11 protein-coding genes are annotated in these 19,082 nt (G+C 70.5%); 10 read left to right on the forward strand and 1 reads right to left on the reverse strand.

The annotated features are described in order from the left end of the window. Positions 1–2 precede the first annotated feature (2 nt). From WMF33_RS45190 to WMF33_RS45225, 8 genes are read left to right on the forward strand one after another with little or no spacing between them, the layout of a single operon-like run. Positions 3–1,460: a hypothetical protein gene (locus tag WMF33_RS45190; RefSeq protein ID WP_437334370.1), complete on the forward strand. Its 1,458-nt coding sequence runs from the start codon at positions 3–5 to the stop codon at positions 1,458–1,460. Positions 1,461–1,475: 15 nt separating this feature from the next. Further along, entirely contained in the window at positions 1,476–2,552 is a 1,077-nt protein-coding gene (locus tag WMF33_RS45195; protein ID WP_437334371.1) for a hypothetical protein, read from the forward strand. A gap of 9 nt (positions 2,553–2,561) precedes the next feature. After that, positions 2,562–3,926, forward strand: coding sequence for a M14 family zinc carboxypeptidase (locus tag WMF33_RS45200; RefSeq protein ID WP_437334372.1), 1,365 nt, complete (start codon positions 2,562–2,564; stop codon positions 3,924–3,926). A 12-nt stretch (positions 3,927–3,938) separates the two neighbouring features. Further along, positions 3,939–5,342, forward strand: a complete 1,404-nt coding sequence (locus WMF33_RS45205) for a M14 family zinc carboxypeptidase (RefSeq protein ID WP_437334373.1) — start codon at positions 3,939–3,941, stop codon at positions 5,340–5,342. A gap of 20 nt (positions 5,343–5,362) precedes the next feature. Further along, complete coding sequence (locus WMF33_RS45210) at positions 5,363–9,928, forward strand: DUF6603 domain-containing protein (RefSeq protein ID WP_437334374.1); 4,566 nt, start codon at positions 5,363–5,365, stop codon at positions 9,926–9,928. A 26-nt stretch (positions 9,929–9,954) separates the two neighbouring features. Continuing rightward, positions 9,955–12,198 (forward strand): hypothetical protein, encoded by a 2,244-nt coding sequence (locus WMF33_RS45215; RefSeq protein WP_437334375.1) that lies wholly within the window; start codon positions 9,955–9,957, stop codon positions 12,196–12,198. Then, the gene (locus WMF33_RS45220; protein WP_437334376.1) at positions 12,195–16,337 is read left to right on the forward strand and encodes a hypothetical protein; all 4,143 of its coding nucleotides are present in this window, start codon (positions 12,195–12,197) and stop codon (positions 16,335–16,337) included. The genes WMF33_RS45215 and WMF33_RS45220 overlap by 4 nt, the downstream gene beginning before the upstream one ends. After that, positions 16,337–16,738, forward strand: a complete 402-nt coding sequence (locus WMF33_RS45225; protein WP_437334377.1) for an aldehyde dehydrogenase family protein — start codon at positions 16,337–16,339, stop codon at positions 16,736–16,738. Before WMF33_RS45220 ends, WMF33_RS45225 begins: the two co-directional genes overlap by 1 nt. 69 nt (positions 16,739–16,807) lie before the next feature. Here the strand turns inward: WMF33_RS45225 and WMF33_RS45230 are convergent, their stop codons facing one another. Next, on the reverse strand, positions 16,808–16,999 hold the full coding sequence (locus tag WMF33_RS45230) for a hypothetical protein (protein WP_061624112.1): 192 nt from the start codon (positions 16,997–16,999) through the stop codon (positions 16,808–16,810). A 297-nt stretch (positions 17,000–17,296) separates the two neighbouring features. On the opposite strand from WMF33_RS45230, the gene WMF33_RS45235 reads away from it, so the two are divergent. Beyond that, positions 17,297–17,965, forward strand: a complete 669-nt coding sequence (locus tag WMF33_RS45235) for a phosphoribosyltransferase (protein ID WP_437334378.1) — start codon at positions 17,297–17,299, stop codon at positions 17,963–17,965. Between the two features lie 200 nt (positions 17,966–18,165). Beyond that, on the forward strand, positions 18,166–19,026 hold the full coding sequence (locus tag WMF33_RS45240; RefSeq protein WP_437334379.1) for a fumarylacetoacetate hydrolase family protein: 861 nt from the start codon (positions 18,166–18,168) through the stop codon (positions 19,024–19,026). The last annotated feature ends 56 nt before the right edge of the window (positions 19,027–19,082 follow it).

Here is a 19,082-nt window from a genome sequence, read left to right on the forward strand (position 1 = left end):
TCATGATCGCGACCACCGCAAAGAGAGAGACCGCCGTCACCGGCATCGTCCTCCGCCAGAAGCTCGGCCAGCCCCCCGCGGGCCCGGCGCAGTACAGCGCCTCTCCGGATCTGCTGCTCATCGGCGCGGCGGACGCGTTCGATCCGACGGTGTTCACCGACCCCACGGGCTACGACTGGTACTTCTTCCAGGCGCCCGTCATCGGCGAGCCGAACTACCTCTACGTCCGCGGCATCAACAACAACCCCGCCGGCATCCAGAAGGCGCGCATCTACCTCTACTTCGCGCAGAGCGACCAGATCCTGGATCCGACGAAGTGGCAGTCCACGGGCTTCACCGTGAACGGGAGAGCCCAGAGCTATCAGGACGTCAGCGCCGTGTCGAAGTGGCAGTACGTCGCGACGACGACACCCTTCTCGTGGACTCCGCCCACGCCGAGCACCTCGGGCGCGTCGTACTACCTGATCGCGTGGGTCGACAACTCCGCGAGCCCGAGCCCGCCCACCTGGCCGACGACGCCCTTCGCGAGCATGGACGCGCTCGGCGCTTACATCCAGCAGAACGGCAACATGGTCATGCTCGACACGCTCTATCGCGGCGGGTTCGTCCGTCAGTTCCCCGGACAGACCATCGCCGCGGAGGGCACCGGCGCCCAGACGAGCCCGGACATCATCGTCTTCGGCGCCGCCGCGGCGCAGGACGTGTCCGCCCTGGCCAGCCAGAGCGACTATGACAGCGGCAAGCTCCGGCAGACCCTCGTCATCGGCCAGCCCAACTTCCTCTACCTCCGGGCGCTCAACACGGCGAGCGGCGCCGGCGCCGCGCGTGTGTACCTGTTCTGGGCCACGACGGGACAGATCTCGCCGACGGGCTTCTCCGGAGCGGGGTTCACCGTGGCGGGCGTCCCCCAGAACTGGGTGGACCTCACCGCCACGGCCAGCGGACAGGTGATGGTCTCGACCGTGCCCATCGTGTGGAATCCGCCGCCGCCGCCCACGGGCCAGTCGTACGTGCTCATCACGTACGCGGACGCGAGCGCGAGCCCGCAGCCGCCGGACTTCTCCCCGTTCGGGTACATCAACCCCGCGGGCGCGACGCAGCTCGTCGCCACGCACCCGCAGATGAGCTGGCTCTCCGCCACGGCGTCGTCGCCGGCCCGGCCCACCGCGAGCGACGTGGCGTCCATCACCACGCCGGCAGCGGCGCACAGCTACTACGTGGGCGTGCAGCTCACGAACATCCCCACGGACGGCGAGCTGTCCGTGTCGATCCCAGGCCCCGACGGCGCGAACACGGTCGTCGCGACGTCCATGAGCATCCCGGCGTCCGGCGCGCTCATCGCGTGGCCGGTCCAGTACCCAGCGTCCTTCCAGACGAGCGTGGTGTGGTCGTACTGGCAAGGTGCGACCGCGCCCTCGGGGTCCTTCGGGATCTCGGTGAAGCTCCTCATCACCGGGTAAGGGCCTCGAGGGATCATGCCGACCCGCGACGAGCACAAGGCTGCTTTCCGGCAGCTCCTGGATCTCCTCCACACGTCCCTCGACACGTGCGCGGCCGCGATCCGAGCGCTGCCGGGGGCCCCGGAGCAGGCGGCGCTGGAGGCGCACTTCGAGGTCCTCCTCGATCGGCACGCGGACCTGTACGGCATTGGCACGTACGAGAACAACGTGACCAGCGCCATCTTCTCGTCCGCCGTCCACAACGAGGCATGGATGGCGCTGGAGCATGAGGCCGAGGCCTCGCGCCCGCGCGTCACGTCCGAGGAGGAGCGGCAGGAGCTCCTCGCCAGGGCCGCCTCGCACCGGCGGCGCGCCCGCGCGCTGATCGACGCCTGTCGGCGGGGCGTGCGGCTGCGGGTGCCTCAGGGCATCCCGCACGTGGATCCCTATCGCGGTGTGTACATCACGCCGGACACCCCCGACGTGCGCCGCCTCCTCACGTACGATCGAGAGCCGTTCATGGGCTTTCGAGGCGGCGTGGTCGCGACCGTGCGCGACAGCCGGATCGCCGATTTCCAGGCGCTGGGCGCCGCCGTCACGGTGCTTTACCTGGATGGAGACGCGCTCCACGACGCCGCCTTCGACGCGGCGCAGTCCGCGTCGGCGCAGTCCGCGGCGGCGCAGGCCGCGCTGGAGCGAGACTTCGCCGCTCGCCTCGAGTACTCCGAGCGGGAGGGCAAAGGGGTCGGTGAGCCCATCGCCGCCCAGACGCGGCGCGCGCTGCTGCACCAGAGCCACGTGCTCCGCAACCTCGGCCGCCGCGCGGCCTCGGAGCACCCCGCCGCGCACCAGGCGATGACCCCGGTGTTGCGGGAGCACACGGCCATGCTCCTCGATGCGATCGCCGCGTTCCCGGTCGCGCCGGCCGTGCGCGGCGGGCCGGATGCGCTGCTGTCCGCCGTCGTGGATCAGGAGCGCCGGATGACCGCCCACGCGGCCGCGTGGGCAGCGAGCGCCAGAGCGGAGGACGCCGCCGGGCTCCGCGCCCACTTCGAAGCAGCAGAGCGCCCCTCCGACGCTCTCGCCCCCTTGGTCCGGAACACCGCTCCCTGAGGACGAACGATGCCGCCGCCCCAACGCACCGCCGCCGGTCATTACCACTTCTACACGTACGACTACGTCGCCTCGGCGCCGTGGACGCTGTCGCCGGCGGTGGCCACGGCGAACGGCATGCAGTTCTACAGCATGCAGCGGGATCTCCAGGGGCTCGCGGCCTTCGGGGCCATGCAGGGCGTCCCCAACATCCAGACGTTCCGATCCGGCGCGACCGTGCCCGACGACGTCGGCGTGAACCGGGACATGACCGTGCTGTCCTTCGGCGGCGGGATGGGGATGCCGGCGGTCATCATCACCGGGGGGATCCACGCGCGCGAGTGGGTCGCCCCGGCCATCGCCTACCTCATCGCGGAGTACCTCGTCGTCAACTACACCGCTGCCCCGGTCGGCCGTTACCAGACGGCGATCCGGAACCTGGTGGACAACCGCCAGCTCTACTTCGTGCCGATGCTGAACCCCAACGGCAACTGGTACACGGTGTTCAGCGGGGCGGCGAACAGCCGCGACTGGCGCAAGAACCGCGACACGCTGCCGACCACCCAGGCGGGGTGGCTCGCCGCGCTCCGGAGCGGCGTGCCGGCGGCTCCGAATCCGCCGTTCGCGAACGTGGCGCCGAACGGGGCGAACGTGCGCTACGAGACCCCGCTCTACGACCTGCCCCTGCCGCCGAACGCGGGCAACAGCGCCTTCACCATCGTGCCGGCGGCGGTCTTCGGCGTGGACCTGAACCGCAACGCGACCACGATGTACAGCGGGTACAACACGTTCTTCCACGGGGCCCCGGACGACAACAACCGCCCCACGAGCGACAGCTACTTCGGACCAAGGCGGGCGTCCGCCCTCGAGACCCGGAACATCGAGGCGACCATCGCCACCGTTGGCGGTCTCGTGAACGTCGATACGATGATCGACTACCACTCCTACGCGCAGCAGATCCTCTATCCCACCGAGGCATACGACCGCGGCTTCGTCAACGCGAATTACACGAGCCTGGGGCTCATCCTCCAGGCCCTCATCGCGACGTCGCTGTCGTGGTCCTGGTCGTACCAGTACGGGCTCGGCCCGCCGGTCGCGCAGATCGGGTACGACGCCGTGGGCACGCTCGGCGATCACTGCGCGACCCAGGCGAACGCGCGGGCGTTCGTCGTCGAGCTGGATCCGTCGGGAAACCCTGGGTTCGAGCTGCCGGAGAACCAGATCATGGGCGTGTTCGAGAAGAACATCCGCGCGGCGCTCGCCCTCATCGCCGCGGCGGGGCAGGCCTCACAGGCGACCGCGCGGTGGGTCCGGTACCACGCCATCAACTCCGCCGCAGAGCGGGAGTTCGTGGACTGGAACGTGTTCGGCCGCGGCAACCGCTTGCCGGTCTAGGAAGGAACGGCCATGCCCCCTCCCCAGCGGACACAACCGGGCGACTACCACTATCACGCGTACGACTACCAGCCGAACCCACAGGCCTGGACGCTGTCGCAGGCCGTCGCCAGCTCCGGAGGCATGCAGTTCTACAGCATGCAGGCGGACCTTTCGGCGCTCGCGCAGTTCGCGACCAACACCCAGCAGGTCCCGCACGTGGCCGTGGGGCGCACCGGCGCGCAGCCGGTGGACGACCAGGCGGACGCGAGGGACATGACGATGCTGCAGTTCGGGGGCCCGATCGGCGGGGATCCGCGGAGCGTCCCGCAGGTGGTGCTCACCGGCGGCGTCCACGCGCGAGAGTGGGTCGCGCCCGCCATCGTGTACCTGATCGCGGAGTACCTGATCCTGAACTACACCGCCGCTCCCGCCAACCGCTACCAGCAGGCCATCCACGATCTGCTGACCACGCGGCACATCTCGGTGATCCCGATCCTGAACCCGAACGGCAACCACCACACGATTTTCAGCACGACCGCGCAGCACCGGAACTGGCGCAAGAACCGCGAGGCGCTGCCGGCGACGGTCCTCGGGTGGGACGCCTCGCTCGCCCCGGGCGGCCGCCCGAACTGGCCTCTCTCCAACGTGTCGAACACCGGTGGGAACATCGCGTACGACGCCCCCGTCTACAAGCCCGCGCAGGGCACGGCGGCGACGACGCACTACAGCTTCACGCCGCAGCAAGGGATCGTCGGCGTGGACGTGAACCGCAATTTCTCCACCATGTTCTGGGGGTTCGTTCCCCGCTTCCACGGGCTCGACGGGACGGGCGGGGATCCGACGAACGTGCGGCAGGACTACTTCGGCCCGGCCAGGGCGTCGGAGACCGAGACGCTGAACCTCCAGGCCGTCTTCGCGGACGTGGCGCGCGCCCAGGGACAGTTCGACACGTCGATCGACTACCACTCTTACTCGAAGCTCATCGTCTATCCGACGGAAGCGTGGGACCGCGGCCTGGTGGGCCGGCGCTACCAGGACCTCGGCCGCGCCATGCAGGTGCTCATCGCCCCCCGGATGCACTGGACAGGGACCTACGACTACGCCCTCGGGACGCCGGCGCAGACGGTCGGGTACGACGCGACCGGGAGCGTCATCGATCGCGCCGCCGGCGCGCACGGCTCCAGGGCCTACACGATCGAGCTCGATCCCGGGAACACCGGGCAGGGCCCCGCGGGGTTCGCGCTTCCGGAGAACCAGATCATGGGCGTGTTCGAGAAGAACATCCGCGCCGCGCTGGCCCTGATCGCGGCCGCCGGCCACGCGTCGCGCGTGAGGCAGCGCAATCCCCCGAGACGCAATTACATCCGCACCTCCGCGCTGAGCCAGTTCCTGAGCTGGAACGTCTTCGGCCGAGGCAACCAGCTACCCGTCTAGGAAGCCCCGAGGAGATAGCCATGTCCGACGGCACCGCATCCCAGCTCCTCCAGACGCTCCTGACCTCGCTGTCGCAGGCCCAGGCGAGCGACCCGAACCACGCGCTCCCGCTCACCCCGCCGACGCTCCGCGGCACGGCGGGCGCGCACCTGCTCGACGTCTTCCAGCTCCTCCAGCTCACCGGCTTCACCCTCACGTCGAACGTGAGCTTGCCTGCGTCCGTGACGTCGAACGTGCTGGTCGTGAGCGGCCAGGGGCAGGACCTGACGCTCACCGTGACCTTCGAGGACCTCGGGAACGGCGACGTCGCCATCGAGGCGCTCTTCCAGGCGCCCGCGCTGGCCACGATCACGGGCATGTTCGGCGCCGCGCTGCCGTCCGGGTTCTACAGCGGTATCGTCACGAGCGGGCCGTCACCCACGGTGCAAGTTCCCGGGCTCGCCGCCGCGCTGACGTTCGCCAGTGCGGTTTACGGCCTGGTCGGCGTGGCGGCGCCGCAGAGCGGTCTGATGACGTACGCGCTCGTGCCCCAGATCCAGGGCGACGTGTCGCCGCCGAGCGGAGCGAAGGGCCTGAGCGTCGCGCTCTCGACCGCCACGAGCGGGTACGAGCTGGGGCCGGTGGACGGGCAGAGCTGGTCCTTCGACGACCTCGCGTGGCTCCTTCCCTCCGGGCTGAACCTGCTCGCCGCCTTCCCGGCGATCATCGGCACGACCGGGCTCGGCCTCCGGTCGTTCGGCCTCTCCCTCTGGCCGAGCGCGCCTCTGCTCTCGAACGTGACGCTCGACGTCGCCGACACCTCGGATCCCTCGAAGGCCCTCTGGACCGCGGCCGGCGGGAAGATCGCGCTCACCGATGTCGTGGTCTCCCTGGGGCTCGACTACACCCAAGCGGGACAGGGGGTCGCGCTGGGCCTCTCGGGGTCCGGCTACGTCCAGGGTAACTTCGTGCTGGGCAGCCTCACCCTGGAGGCGGAGATCCCGTTTCCGCTGGACCAGGGAGTCTGGTCGCTCACCGCGCAACCGAACATCGCTTTGCCGGACCTCGGGGACATCGCGCACCTGCTCTCCGGCGGCTCGATGGACAGCCTCCTCCCGGCGGGCCTGTCGAAGGTCGGCGGATTCACGTTCCGGTACCTCCGCGTGGCCGTGGCCGCGCAAGGGTTCGCGCTCCAGGAGTTCACCTTCGCGCTCTCGTCCACGAGCCCCTGGCCGCTCCTCCCCTCGAACGGCCTCACGCTGTCGTCCCTTCAGATCCAGTTCACGATCGACGCGCAGAACGGCGTGCTCGGGACCGTGGGGGGCATGTTCGCGATCGGCGAGGCAGGGCAGGTGCTGGTGGAGTTCGGCCGGAGCGCGTCCACCGCGCCGTGGCGCCTCGACGTGATCTCGCCGGTGATCGCGCTCCCGTCGATCGGAGAGATGGCCACGCTGGCGAACGGGGCGGACCTCGGGAGCTACATCCGGGCGTCCGGCCTCGATCGGCTCCACTTCCTCATCCAGAACCTGAACCTCGGGCTCACCGTCTCGCCCACGGCGCTGACGAACCTCGGGATGACGATCGCGCTCGCCAGCGCGGCGGATCCGCTCACACCGACCCTGGACTGGGAGGTGATCCCCGGCGTGCTCACGCTGACCGAGTTCTCGGTCGGCTTCCAGCTCGCGTGGAGCCCGTCGTTGACCGCCGTCGTGCAGGGCGCCTTCACCGCGAACGGGTTGACGTTCGAGGTCGGCTTCGGAAGGGGCGGTGGCTCGGACGCGTTCGTGGCGGCGTACACCCACGGCGCGGACGCGGGCACGATCGACGTGAAGCAGCTCATCGCGACGATCTCGCCGAGCGTGGCCTCGATCCTGCCAGACGGGCTCGTCATCGACGTCGCGGACGCGCTGCTCGCGTACGTCAACGCGAACGGCGCGAAGAAGTACCTGTTCGCGATGGACATCGCGGTCGAGTTCCCGCTGTCGAGCCTCCCGCTCGTCGGCAAGGCCCTCCCCGCGGACGCGATGGTGGGCATCAAGAACCTGAAGCTCGTGGTGACGTCCGACGCGTTCACGGCGGCGGACGTCGCGGCGGTCAATCAGCTCATGGCCGACCTCCAGGTGCCGGTGAAGCCGCTCCCGCCGACGAGCGCGGCGGCCGGCACCCAGGCCATCCCGAAGGGCTTCTCGATGGTGGCCGAGCTCGCGCTCGGCAGCCTGAGCCTCCTCGTGACGAGCCCGCCGCCCGCGCCTCCGCCTTCCGCGCTCGCCGCGACCGCGACGCCCGCCGCGACGGCGCTCGCGGGCGCGGCCGCGCCGGGCAGCGACGTGATGTGGATCGACGTGCAGAAGACGTTCGGTCCGGTCACCTTCCAGAAGATCGGCTTCTCGTACCAGCGCGGGTCCCTGTTCGTGCTCACGAACATGGCGCTCGCGGCGGGAGGCCTGGAGATCGACCTCCTCGGGCTGGGCATCGGCTCGCCGATCGAGTCGCCGAGGGTGGAGCTCACGATCCAGGGGATCGCGGTCAGCTTCCAGGAAGGGCCCATCAGCATCCAAGGTGGGCTGCTCGGCACGCTGTCGCCGGTGAACTTCGTGGGCGCGCTGTCGGTGCGCGTGCCCGAGCTGGCCCTCGCGGCGTTCGCCGGATACGCGGAGTACCAGGATCACCCGTCGTTCTTCCTGTACGGCATCCTGAACGCGCCGCTCGGCGGGATACCTGCGTTCTTCGTCACCGGGGCGGCGGTCGGGTTCGGCTTCAACCGGCAGCTCGTCATCCCGGACGTGAGCGGCGTCGCGAGCTTCCCGCTGGTCGCGTGGGCGACGGGCGGGAACGACCCGCCGACGATGGATCCGACACAGCCCATCCGCGGTCAGGTGCAGGGGGTCCTCACGCGGCTCGCGTCGTCCGGCGTGGTGGCGCCGAGCGTCGGAGATTACTGGCTCGCCGCGGGTCTCAGCTTCACGAGCTTCACGATCGTCGACTCCTTCGCGCTCGCCACGGTCACCTTCGGGAAGACCTTCGAGGTCGCTCTCCTCGGGATCTCGACCCTCCAGATCCCCCCGGAGTCGCCGGTCGCGGAGGTCCAGATCGCGCTCGAGGTGTCCTTCTCTCCGTCCACGGGCCTGCTCGCCATCGCCGGACAGCTCACCCCGAGCTCGTACATCCTGTCGAAGGACGCGCGCCTGACCGGCGGGTTCGCCTTCAACCTCTGGTTCTCGGGCGAGCGCGCCGGGGAGACGGTGCTCACCTTCGGCGGCTACAACCCGAATTTCACGGTCCCGAGCTACTACCCCGCCGTCCCCAGGCTCGGGCTGAGCTGGCGGATGCCCCCCGCGCTGTCCATCGTGGGCGGGCTCTACTTCGCGCTCACGAACAACGTGGTCATGGCCGGCGGGCAGCTGAGCGCGACGTGGGAGAGCGGGCCGGTCCGCGCCTGGTTCACGGTGTGGGCGGACTTCTTGCTGCAGTTCAAGCCCTTCCACTACTTCATCGACGCTGGCATCGATCTCGGCGCATCCTTCAGCGTCAAGATCTGGTTCGTCCGCGTGTCGTTCACGGTCCACGTCGGCGTGGGCATCCAGATCTGGGGACCCTCGTTCGCTGGGAAGGCGACCGTGGATCTCTCGATCATCTCGTTCACGATCTCGTTCGGCACGTCGTCGCAGGACAAGTCCACGAAGGTGCCATGGCACGAGTTCGTGTCGGATGTGCTCCCCGGCCCGTCGAGCGCTTCGTCGCAGGCCGCGCGCCCGCGGGGCCGATTCGCGCGGCCGGGCGCCTCGCGGCGCCTCGGCTCGGGCGTGCGGGCCGGGACGTCTCTCGGGGACCCCGCGACCTCGCCGCTCGTCCGGTTCACCGTGTCCCAGGGCCTGGTCCGGGTCCTCGACGATACCCCGTCGGCGCCGGTGTACCTCGTCAACGGGGAGACGTTCCGCGGCAACGTGAAGACCGTCATTCCGATCAAGACGAGCACCTTCTCGGGGCAGGTGTCGCTCGCGCCCGACAGCGAGCAGCCGCGGGACACGCAGGGCAACGTGATCGTCCCGAACGTCGCCTTCGGCGCGGGGCCCGCTGGCATCGGCAACGCGGACTTCCAGCCCGGGCTCACGCTCGCGGTGCAGTCGTCGGAGCTGTCCACGTTCCACGCGGTGCGCGCGCTCGTGAACGCGCCCAAGGCGTTCTGGGAGCTGAAGACCTTCGACGCGAACGGGGTCCCCGTCGTGGATCCGGGCACGGCGCTCACGTCGAGCACCATCGTGAACGCGCTCGGCGGCTACGATCTCGTGCCCGTCGTCACGCCGCCGGACACCACCCTTCCGGTCCCGCTCGAGACGCTGCTCTTCACGCTGGACGACGACATCCAGCCGTTCTCGTGGACGAGCGCCGTCATCCCGACGACGGACCCGTTCACCACCGAGACCGTGGCGCAGACGATCGCGACGCGGACCGTGGACACGGTGCGGAGCGCGCTCATCGCCGCCATGGCAGGGCAGGGCGTGACGGTGGATCCGAACGTGGACGTCACCTCCCTGTCGGACCCCGCGAACGACGATCTGGACGCCGCTCCGCGGCTCCGCTTGCTCGGTGAGATGCGCTCGACGTGACGAAGCGAGACGAAGGAGGAGACGCGGTGAGGAGCACGAGCACAGCCCAGAAGTACGTAACGTTCATTCAGGACGCCACGCCGCCGCTCCGGACTGGCACGTACGTGGTGACGGCCGAGGAGAACATCCCGAACCAGAGCCCAGGCACCTTCTCCGCGCAGGCGACGCTGGTGGTGAGGGGCGAGCGATTCTCCCTCGCCCCGGACGACATCGCGAGCGTGTTCCCGCCGAACCTCGCGAACGGCGAGCTCGACGGCGTGCTGCCCCACGTGGTCTTGCGCCGCCGGACCCTGCCGTGGGAGCGGGCGCTCAAGAGCGGCGATTCGACCTACGACCAGGATCCCTGGCTCGCGGTGCTCGTGCTCGCGGACGGCGAGAGCCCCGTGCCCGCGGCCATGCACGCAAAGGACCTCGTCCCCGCGGGCACGGCCATCACGGTGACGGGATCCACCGTGACGGGGACTGGCACCCTGCCGGCGTCGATCCTCTCCTACGGCGCGGCGACCATGAACCCGATGGGCTACGGCGAGACGCCGGACGACCCGTGCACGGTGATCGACCTGCCGCTCGCCACGTGGAACAAGGTCGCGCCGTCGGCCGCCGATGTGCAGTACCTCGCGCACGTCCGCGAGGTGGACACGACCGAGGGCGTCGACAGCGCCACCACGACGGAGCGCTGCGCCGTGGTGGTGGCGAACCGCATCCCGTCGACGACGGCGGTCACGCGCGCGTTCCTCGTGTCCCTGGAGGACATGGCGGACTACCTTCCGGCGGACGACGGCGCCCAGAGCCCGTCGATCCCGGCGGGGACGACGGCCGTGCGCCTCCTCTGCTATCGAGCCTGGTCGTTCACGGCGAACGCGATGGACCAGACGCTGGAGGCGCTGCTCACGAGCCTGAACCGCGCGCCCGATTCGAATGCGCTGTCCACCCTGGCCTTGCCCCTGAACGGGCCGCCCCCCAGCGCGGCCGAGATCGAGCGTGCGCTCGCCAATCAGGCCCTCGGCACCCCCTCGACGGCGGACGCCACGGTGCTCGTCCAGCAAGCGCTGATGCTCGGCTACGTGCCCATGACTCACCACCTGCGTCACGGCGGTCAGACCGTGTCCTTCTACCGCGGACCGCTCCTGCCCGCCCCGACCCCCGCGTCGCCCAGGTCCGCCGCTCTCTGCTCGGGCCCCGACGCGGCGAACGCCTACAACCCGTTCACGGGCATGTTCGACGTCTCGTACGGCGCGGCGTGGCAGCTCGGCCAGCTCCTGATGCTGCAAGCCACGGGCGTCGCGAACGCGCTTTACAAGTGGAAGCTCTCCGTCATCCAGTCGGACGCCATCGCCGCGGAGGAGGCGCTCTTCCAGTCGAGGCTCGGCGGGGCGAAGGTCTTCCCGAGCTTCCTGGAGGAGCGCGCCGCCCGGGCGGCGAGCGAACCGCCGCCGCTCCCGCCCGAGGTGCTCGACTGGCTGGCTCAGCTCGCGACGCTGACGGGCGTGCCCTTCAACTACCTCGTCCCCGACGAACGGATGCTGCCGCCGGAGTCCATCCGCTTCTTCTACGTGGACGAAGGGTACGTGGACGCGCTGATCGACGGCGCGTTCAGCGTGGGGCGCCGCACGGCGTCGGCGGGCGAGCTGGAGACCGTACATGCGCCGCGAGTCCGGCTCAGCGCGCGCCGCCACATGCGGACGCTCCGCAAGAACGACCCGCGGTCGCGGGCCGCAATGCTGGCCGAGCCCGCGCCGGACGCGCGCGGACCCATCACGGGCTTCCTGCTCCGGTCCGCCGCGGCCACCGGCTGGCCGAACCTGCGTTTCCGCGGCTTCTCGGACGATGCGTGCACCGCCGAGATCCCGCGGGTGACGGTGCGGCGCCTCTCGGACAGCGTGACGATGGCGCTGTTCGATGGCGTGCTGGGCTCGCTGCTCATCCAGGAGCCGCCCGAGCAGCTCCACGCCGGCGTGGAGCGCGGCCCCTCCGGCGCGTACTTCACGACCTTGCGCGAGGTGAACCCTCCCACGCCGGGGAAGCAGTACACCACGAACCCGACCCCCAAGGTGACTCCGTGCGATCCCTCTGGCACGCACGCCGTCGCCTGCGTGACGACCCGGGCGGACGGGCAGACGCTCCAGGTGGCCAGCGCCGCGGCGACGATCGCGTCGCGGCTCACCGGCGACTTCGGCCAGACGCTGCCAAACGGGGTGACGTCGGCGGAGTGGGCCCTGGAGATGAGCAAGGGTGTCGTGGAAGTGGCCTTCGCGGAGGTGTCGTCATGAGGAGCACGGGTGTCGCGGGCACGACGGGCCTCATCGTCCCGCTCGACGTGGAGGCCTATTGCGTGGGCGCGGTGGACGCGCACGAGCAGACGGTCCGCTTCGCCGGGGCGACGACGACGTACTCCGACCAGACGACCGCCCCGCTCCCCGCGTTCCTCGGCGTCAACGTGTGGCGCGACTACAGCCAGCCGCCGCTCTGGCCCATGGAGCAGGGTGTCCACCTGCACTGGGCCATGCCGGACGCGCTGACGCGGGCGAGCTCGGCCGACCTGACCTTCCCTGCGCTGCCCAACCGCTGGCTCGTGACGCGCGTGGTCGTGTCCGGCGGGCCGCTGGCCTCGAAGAGCTGGATCGTGATGAGCGACGCGCTCTCCACCGTGCGCCCGGACGGCAAGAACGCGCCCACATTGCCAGTCAAGGAGCCTCCTGTCGCGTCGGGCGGCGCGCCGGGTCGCGGGTTCCGGTACCTCGGCGCATGGCAGCTGTTCGACGGGAGCTGGACCGATCCAACCCCGCCGCCGGGCGCGAGCATCGTCGATCTGTGCGGCACTCCGATCCACGCGGCGGCCAGCGGCGACATCGCCTTCGCGGCGTTCTACCCGAACGCGCGCAACGTGTTCGGCTTCTGGGACGACCTCTCGGACGTGGACACCAGCCAGGGCCCGGTCAACCTGATGTACGTCGTCACCGGTTATTACAGCGACCCGGCGAACGACCCCGCGGCCGGAGGGAAGGACCCTGCCGCTCTGTCCGACGAGCGCGGCTGGAAGCTCCTCTCCGCCGTGACCCCGGCGTCGTACTCGCTCTACAGCGGCTTTGCGCAGGACATCGTCTGGAGCCCTTCCACGCAGTACATCTCGCGAGAGGGCGCGCCGCTCGCGCTCGACGTGGCCATCGGCAACCACCCGGCGGAGGCGCTCTCGGCATACATGGCCGGCAAGACCCAGCCGCAGCCGGCCGCGTTCGAGGACCTCTTGACCCTGTTCCAGCTCGGCCTCCTGAGCGGCATCACCGCGCCCGTGCCCGGACAGCTCGCCGCCCTCGACGAGGAGCTGCTCGCCCGCCAGTTCGGCTCCACGCCCGCCGGCACGCTGCACACCATCGTGGCCGCGGCCGACACCCTCCCGGAAGAGGCGCAGTCGGCCACGCCGCCGCCCCTGCCCGTCCCCCTGGCCGACGCGCTGAACCTCCTCAATGAATACCAGGCGGAGGCGGACGAGATGGCGCGGATCGTGACCGCGTTCAAATGGCAGCTCTTCGCCGACTGGTACCGTCTCTTCCAGGTGACGCCTGCCCACCAGAACGAGGCATTCAACGCCTTCTCCACGCGAGCTTCCAGCTGGTCCACGACCCAGCGCCTCCTCGTGGACGCGCAGACCAAGCTGGCTGCCCAGCTCCAGGCGGTGGGCCAGATGCTGCCGGCGGGGTACGAGCTGCAGCAGGTCCCGGCGCAGGCGTCCCTCGCTCCCACGGAGCCTGTCGTGCTGCTCGCCGGCGACGCGGTCCGCCAGGCGGCGCGGTACGGAGGCGACGGCCGATTCCACCCCGAAGGCAAGCTCGCGTGCCGCACGAGCGACGCGGTGGTCACCGCCGTGACGCTGAGCAAGGCAGGCGGTGGCACCGTGATCCTGAGCGCGAGCCAGGTTGCAGCCCTCGGTCCGCCGTCGCCGAACCACCTCCGGTACGCGTCGGACATGGCCGCGCTGGTGCTCGAGGCCGTGCTCCTGAACACGCAGATCGCGGCGGCGGCGAGCGGGAACGCCGACGCGGCGCTCACGACCGCGCTGGACGCCGCCCTCAAGAGCGGCGCCCCCAGCGGCGCGTACCAGGCTTTCACCGGCACCCTGCCGTCTCCGGTCGCCGCGACGTGGTGGGAAGGCGAAAACCCTTGGCTTCCTCTCCTGGTGCTCTGGACCGCGAACTACCATCCGCTGTCCCCGACGGTCACCTCCTCCGGCGCGCTCTCGCCCTACGACCCTGCGGTCGTGACCGGCAACTTCACGCTGGACACGGACGACCCGCGGTTCATGTCGTACACGCCGAACGGGCCCGGCAGCATCGACGTGGATCCTTCCAAGGTGTCGTTCGATCCGACCCTCCCCGGCTCGGGCACGGTCGCGTACACGGGCGCCGGCGTCCTGTCGTCGAAGACGGCGGAGAACCTCGCCGATCAGATCGCGAAGTACCTCGCGAGCCACGCCGATCCGACGCTGTCCGCCGTCCTGTCCGAGCTGCAGGCCACGCCGATCGTGATGCAGGCGATGACCGGCCTCGACAACGCCCTCCTGATGCGCGCGCAGGCGCTCCAGCTCGACATCGGCGTGTCGTCCGCCGCGCCGATGCCGTTCCAGGTGGCCACGCGACAGACCACGTCGATCATCACCCAGCGCGACGACATCCCGCCGCTCTCGCCCCTCTTCAACGGCGCCTTCTCCCCGCTGCGCGCCGGCTTCATGCAGCCGAGCCTCACGGTGCTCGACGTGTTCGGGCAGAAGCGCCCTGTCCAGATCCAGCAGATCTACATCTCTCGCACGCTCGCCACCACGTACCGCGGCGAGGCCGTGCCGGGCGTCGTGACGCTGCCGCCGCGCCTCGTCCAGCCGTCGCGCCTCCTCTTCCGGTGGCTCGCGGCGGACGCGGCCGAGTACGCCGAGATGAACGACCACCCCGCGACCACGCCCATCTGCGGCTTCCTCCTGCCGAGCCACCTCGTCATCGGCGTGTTCTTCTACAACGCCCTCGGCGCCCCGCTCGGCGTGCTGTCTCTGACCGGTGACAAGACGAGGGTCGTCTGGCAGGCCACCCCCGGGGACGACACGACGGTGGACCAAGACGTGGCCACGGTCATGGCCTCTCAGAACCCGCACCTCCGCGACCTCGCCGTCGCCCTCGCCGCGTCCACGCCGGCCTTCTTTGAAGCGTTCTGGACAGCGCTCGACACCGCCGCGAGCTCGACCGCGCCGTCCACGCTTCCGAGCCAGTCCGGCCTTGCCCTCCTCGTGGGTCGCCCGGTGGCCCTGTGTCAGGCGTCCCTGCGCCTCGCGCTGTCGGAGACGGTCGCGTATAACCAGTCTTTCTCCACGCTCGTCGGCGGCCAGACGTTCGAGGACACCGACAGCGGGATCAGCGGTCTTCGACTGCCGGTGGTGCTCGGCGACCTGAAGCAGCTCGACGACGGCCTGGTGGGCTATTTCAAGCAGGGTGCCGAGGGCGCATACGACCTGTCCACCTTCTATACCGAGGCAGCGACCTCCGGAGCCACGTCCGGCGTGGTGGTGCCGTCGACGACGAGCCTCCTGCTCAGCCCCTCCGCGCCGCCAGAAGGCACGGGCCCTTCGCCCTCGCTCGGGGCGCAGAAGGTGCTGATGCTGCTCGATCCGCGCGCGGCGGTCCACGCGACCACGGGCATCTTGCCGACAGCGACCCTGTCCATCCCGCCGGATCAGTATGCGGACACGCTCGCGGATTTGGACGTGACGTTCCAGGTCAGCCCGGTGCTCCAGCCGGCGCCGGGCGTCTCTCTGCCGCTGCCCACCATCGGCGGCGTGGAGTTCGCGTTCATCGAGGAGGAGACGCTGTCGAGCGGCAAGACCTGGCGGGTGATCGCCGACATCGCCGCTCCTACGGCGGGCGCCGTCTGGCAGTACAGCCCCCAGACGCTCACCGAAGGGTGGCTCCGCGTGAACCCGACGGTGCTCCGCTTCGCGCTGACGAACGCGAGCGGCGCGCCGGTCGTCCAGTCCGGAGCCGCCGCCAGCTTGACGTTGACGGTGACCAACCTGCGGAAGGTGCCGGCCACGTTCTCACCCGGCGAGATCGTGAACGAGGACGCGGCCAAACAAGGCTCGTCGATCTACATCCATTTCGGTCAGCTCGTGCCCGACGACGCGGTGTCTTCGATGTCCCTGACCGCGGCGGGGTGGACGTTCTCTGCCCTCTCGGACGACGTGCGAGGCAGCTACTGGGCGGCCACCCCCACCTCGGAGGCCGTCACGCTCGCGCCCGGGGCGAGCTTCACGGTGGCGTTGACCAACATGACCATCGCCTCGGGCATCTCGCGAGCGAAGGTGTACTTCGACTACTACGGGATCACCCCCGACGCCGACGGCGTGGACGTGTCGCAGCTGGCGGTGCGATGATGTCGCTGCGATCGGAGAGCTTCGGCCATTTGCCCGTCGAGCTGACCGTGCAGGGGGCGCTGCGCTCGGCGGGCGAGAAGTGCACGGCCACGTCGCGCGCGATCGTGGTCGAGACCATGGGGGACGAGCTCACCCGGCGCGCGGTCGAGCGGGTCGGGCGCTTGAAGCTCGGCCCCGGCACCGATCCCGGCGCGCACCTCGGGCCGCTCATCTCCGAGGCGGCGCGCGCGGGTGCTCGCGTACGTCGATCGGGCGCGAACCGCGGGGGCGCGCGTGCTGTCGGCGGCGCCGCGCCCGGCGGGCCGGAGCCGCTCGTCGACGGGCACTCCGTGCTCCCCACGGTGCTCGATCGCGGACACACATCGCGTCCCAGGAGATCGCATCGCTCCTTCGCACGGTGAGGAATCCATGCGAGCGGCCGGCGCCGTGCGCGTGGTCGTCACCGACGCGCACGCTCCATGGTGCCGGCGTCAGCCGGCCAGGCACGCGTCGAGGCGCCGGAGCACCACCTCGAGCCGCTCGATCGCCGCCTTCAGGTCCGCCCGGTATTCTCGATTGTCGGTGTGGACCAGCTCTTCTCGCATGCCCACGAGCCGGATCGACAGGGCTGTCCTCACGTCTGTCGCTTCGCGCTGCTCGAGCTCGAGCTGAAGCCTGGCCATATCTCTCTCCCTGGCGAGCGGCATGTCCTCAGGATCGAGGGGTGCACGGGGTACCTGGTGACGCGACGCCTCGCTGTCATCGCCACCGCGGCCGATCCTCGAGGGGCCTCGCCCAGGGGAGAAATGCCTGGGCGGGCCATGGTCCTCGCGCCGGACGCGATCTCGGCGCACGTGAGGCCGCCTGGCGACGCGAGCAGAGCGCCCCGGCGGCGTAAGGCGCCGCGCCTGGCGAGACAATTGCACGCTACGCCGAGCGCCGCCGGCGATCCCGGCGATGCCGGGATGGGAGAGGGAGACATGCCGTTTCGAGATCGGGCCGACGCCGGCCGCCAGCTCGCGCCGCGGCTGGCCGCCTACGCGGGGCGGGAAGACGTCACCCTCCTGTCGCTGCCGCGAGGCGGGGTGCTGGTCGGCTTCGAGATAGCGAAGCTCCTCCGGGTGCCGCTCGACGTGCTGATCGCGCGCCGGATCGTGGCGCCGGTCAACCACCGCATGACGATCGGCGCCGTCGCGAGCGGCGGCGTCCGGGTCGTGGACGAAGAGCTCTGCCGAGCGCTGGGCGTCTCGGACAAGACGGTCCAATGGCTCGCCGATGCGGAGGCCCGGGAGGTGGAGCGCCTGGAGCGCGTCTACTACGGCTGCCACAGGGCGCCTGGCATCCGGGATCGAACGCTCCTCCTCGTCGACGACGGCGTGGCGACCGGAGCGAGCATGCGCGCCGCAGTGACGGCCGTCGAGCAAGGACGACCGGCGGGCATCGTCATCGCGGTCCCCGTCGCGTCGTACGCCGCGTACGCGGAGCTCTCCCGGCGCGCGCGCGAGTTCGTTTACTGCTACATCCGGGATCCCGTCTATTCGGTCGGGCTCTGGTACGAGGACTACACGCCGGTGTCCGAGCAGGAGGTCTGCCGGTTGCTCGGACAGGCGCTCGACCGGAGCTCGCCGCGCGCGCCGCAGGCGCCCTGAGGGGCCCCGCGCCGGCGCGCCGGGGGCCTCCGCGTGGTATCGCTCAGGCGAGCGCGAAAAAGTGGCTTTACAGAACGCGCAAATGGTGGATCATGCGGTCGCCACGCGACTGTGGGATGGATGGCCTTCAGCGCTGCGCCGCGCGTGCTCACGCACGTCGCTCGGGCGCGGACGAGGGGGCCTGTTAGGGAGGCGCGGACATGAAGCTGTTTCGGTTTGCGGGCGATGGAGGGCCACGGCTCGGGGTCGAGGACGAGCGGGGAGCGCGCCACGACCTCACGGCGGCGTCCCCGGAGGCGTTCGCGTCCGTCGCCTCGTGGCTCGCGTTGCCCGATCCCCTCGGCGCGGTGCGCGACGCGCGCGCCGCAGCCCGCCCCCTCCCGCCCGACGTCCCGCTGCTCGCCCCGATCGACGTGCAGGAGGTCTGGGCGGCGGGCGTCACCTACGAGCGCTCGCGCAACGCGCGCAAGGAAGAGAGCGCGGGCGGTGGCGATTTCTACGACCGCGTGTACGACGCCGAGCGCCCGGAGCTGTTCTTCAAGGCGACGCCCCGCCTGGTCGCCGGTCCGGGCGCGCCGGTGCGCATCCGGCGCGACTCGAGCTGGAACGTGCCCGAGCCGGAGCTCGCGCTCGTCGTGTCCGCGGCGGGCCGCATCGTCGGTTACACGGCGGGCAACGACGTCTCGTCGCGATCCATCGAGGGCGACAACCCCCTCTACCTGCCGCAGGCGAAGATCTACGACGGCTGCTGCGCGCTCGGCCCCGCCATCGCGCTCGCGGACGAGCCAGGGCTGGACCTGCGCGCGCTCTCCATCCAGCTCGCGATCCGGCGCAGGGGCGAGGCGGTGTTCGCGGGGGAGACCTCGACGGCGAGGATGCGGCGCGCGCCCGAGGAGCTCGTCGCCTACCTCACGCGCGAGCTGAGCTTCCCCGCGGGCGTCGTCCTCATGACCGGGACCGGCATCGTGCCGCCCGACTCGTTCACCCTGGAGCCTGGCGACCTCGTGGAGATCACGATTCTCGGCGCCGGCACGCTGGCAAACCCGGTATCCGCAGGTTGACGAGGCGCATCGTATGAAGATCGAGACATCGAGACGTTCATCTCCGGCTCCGCGCT

The organism is Sorangium sp. So ce394 (genome assembly GCF_051474665.1).
Taxonomy (GTDB): domain Bacteria; phylum Myxococcota_A; class Polyangia; order Polyangiales; family Polyangiaceae; genus Sorangium; species Sorangium cellulosum_D.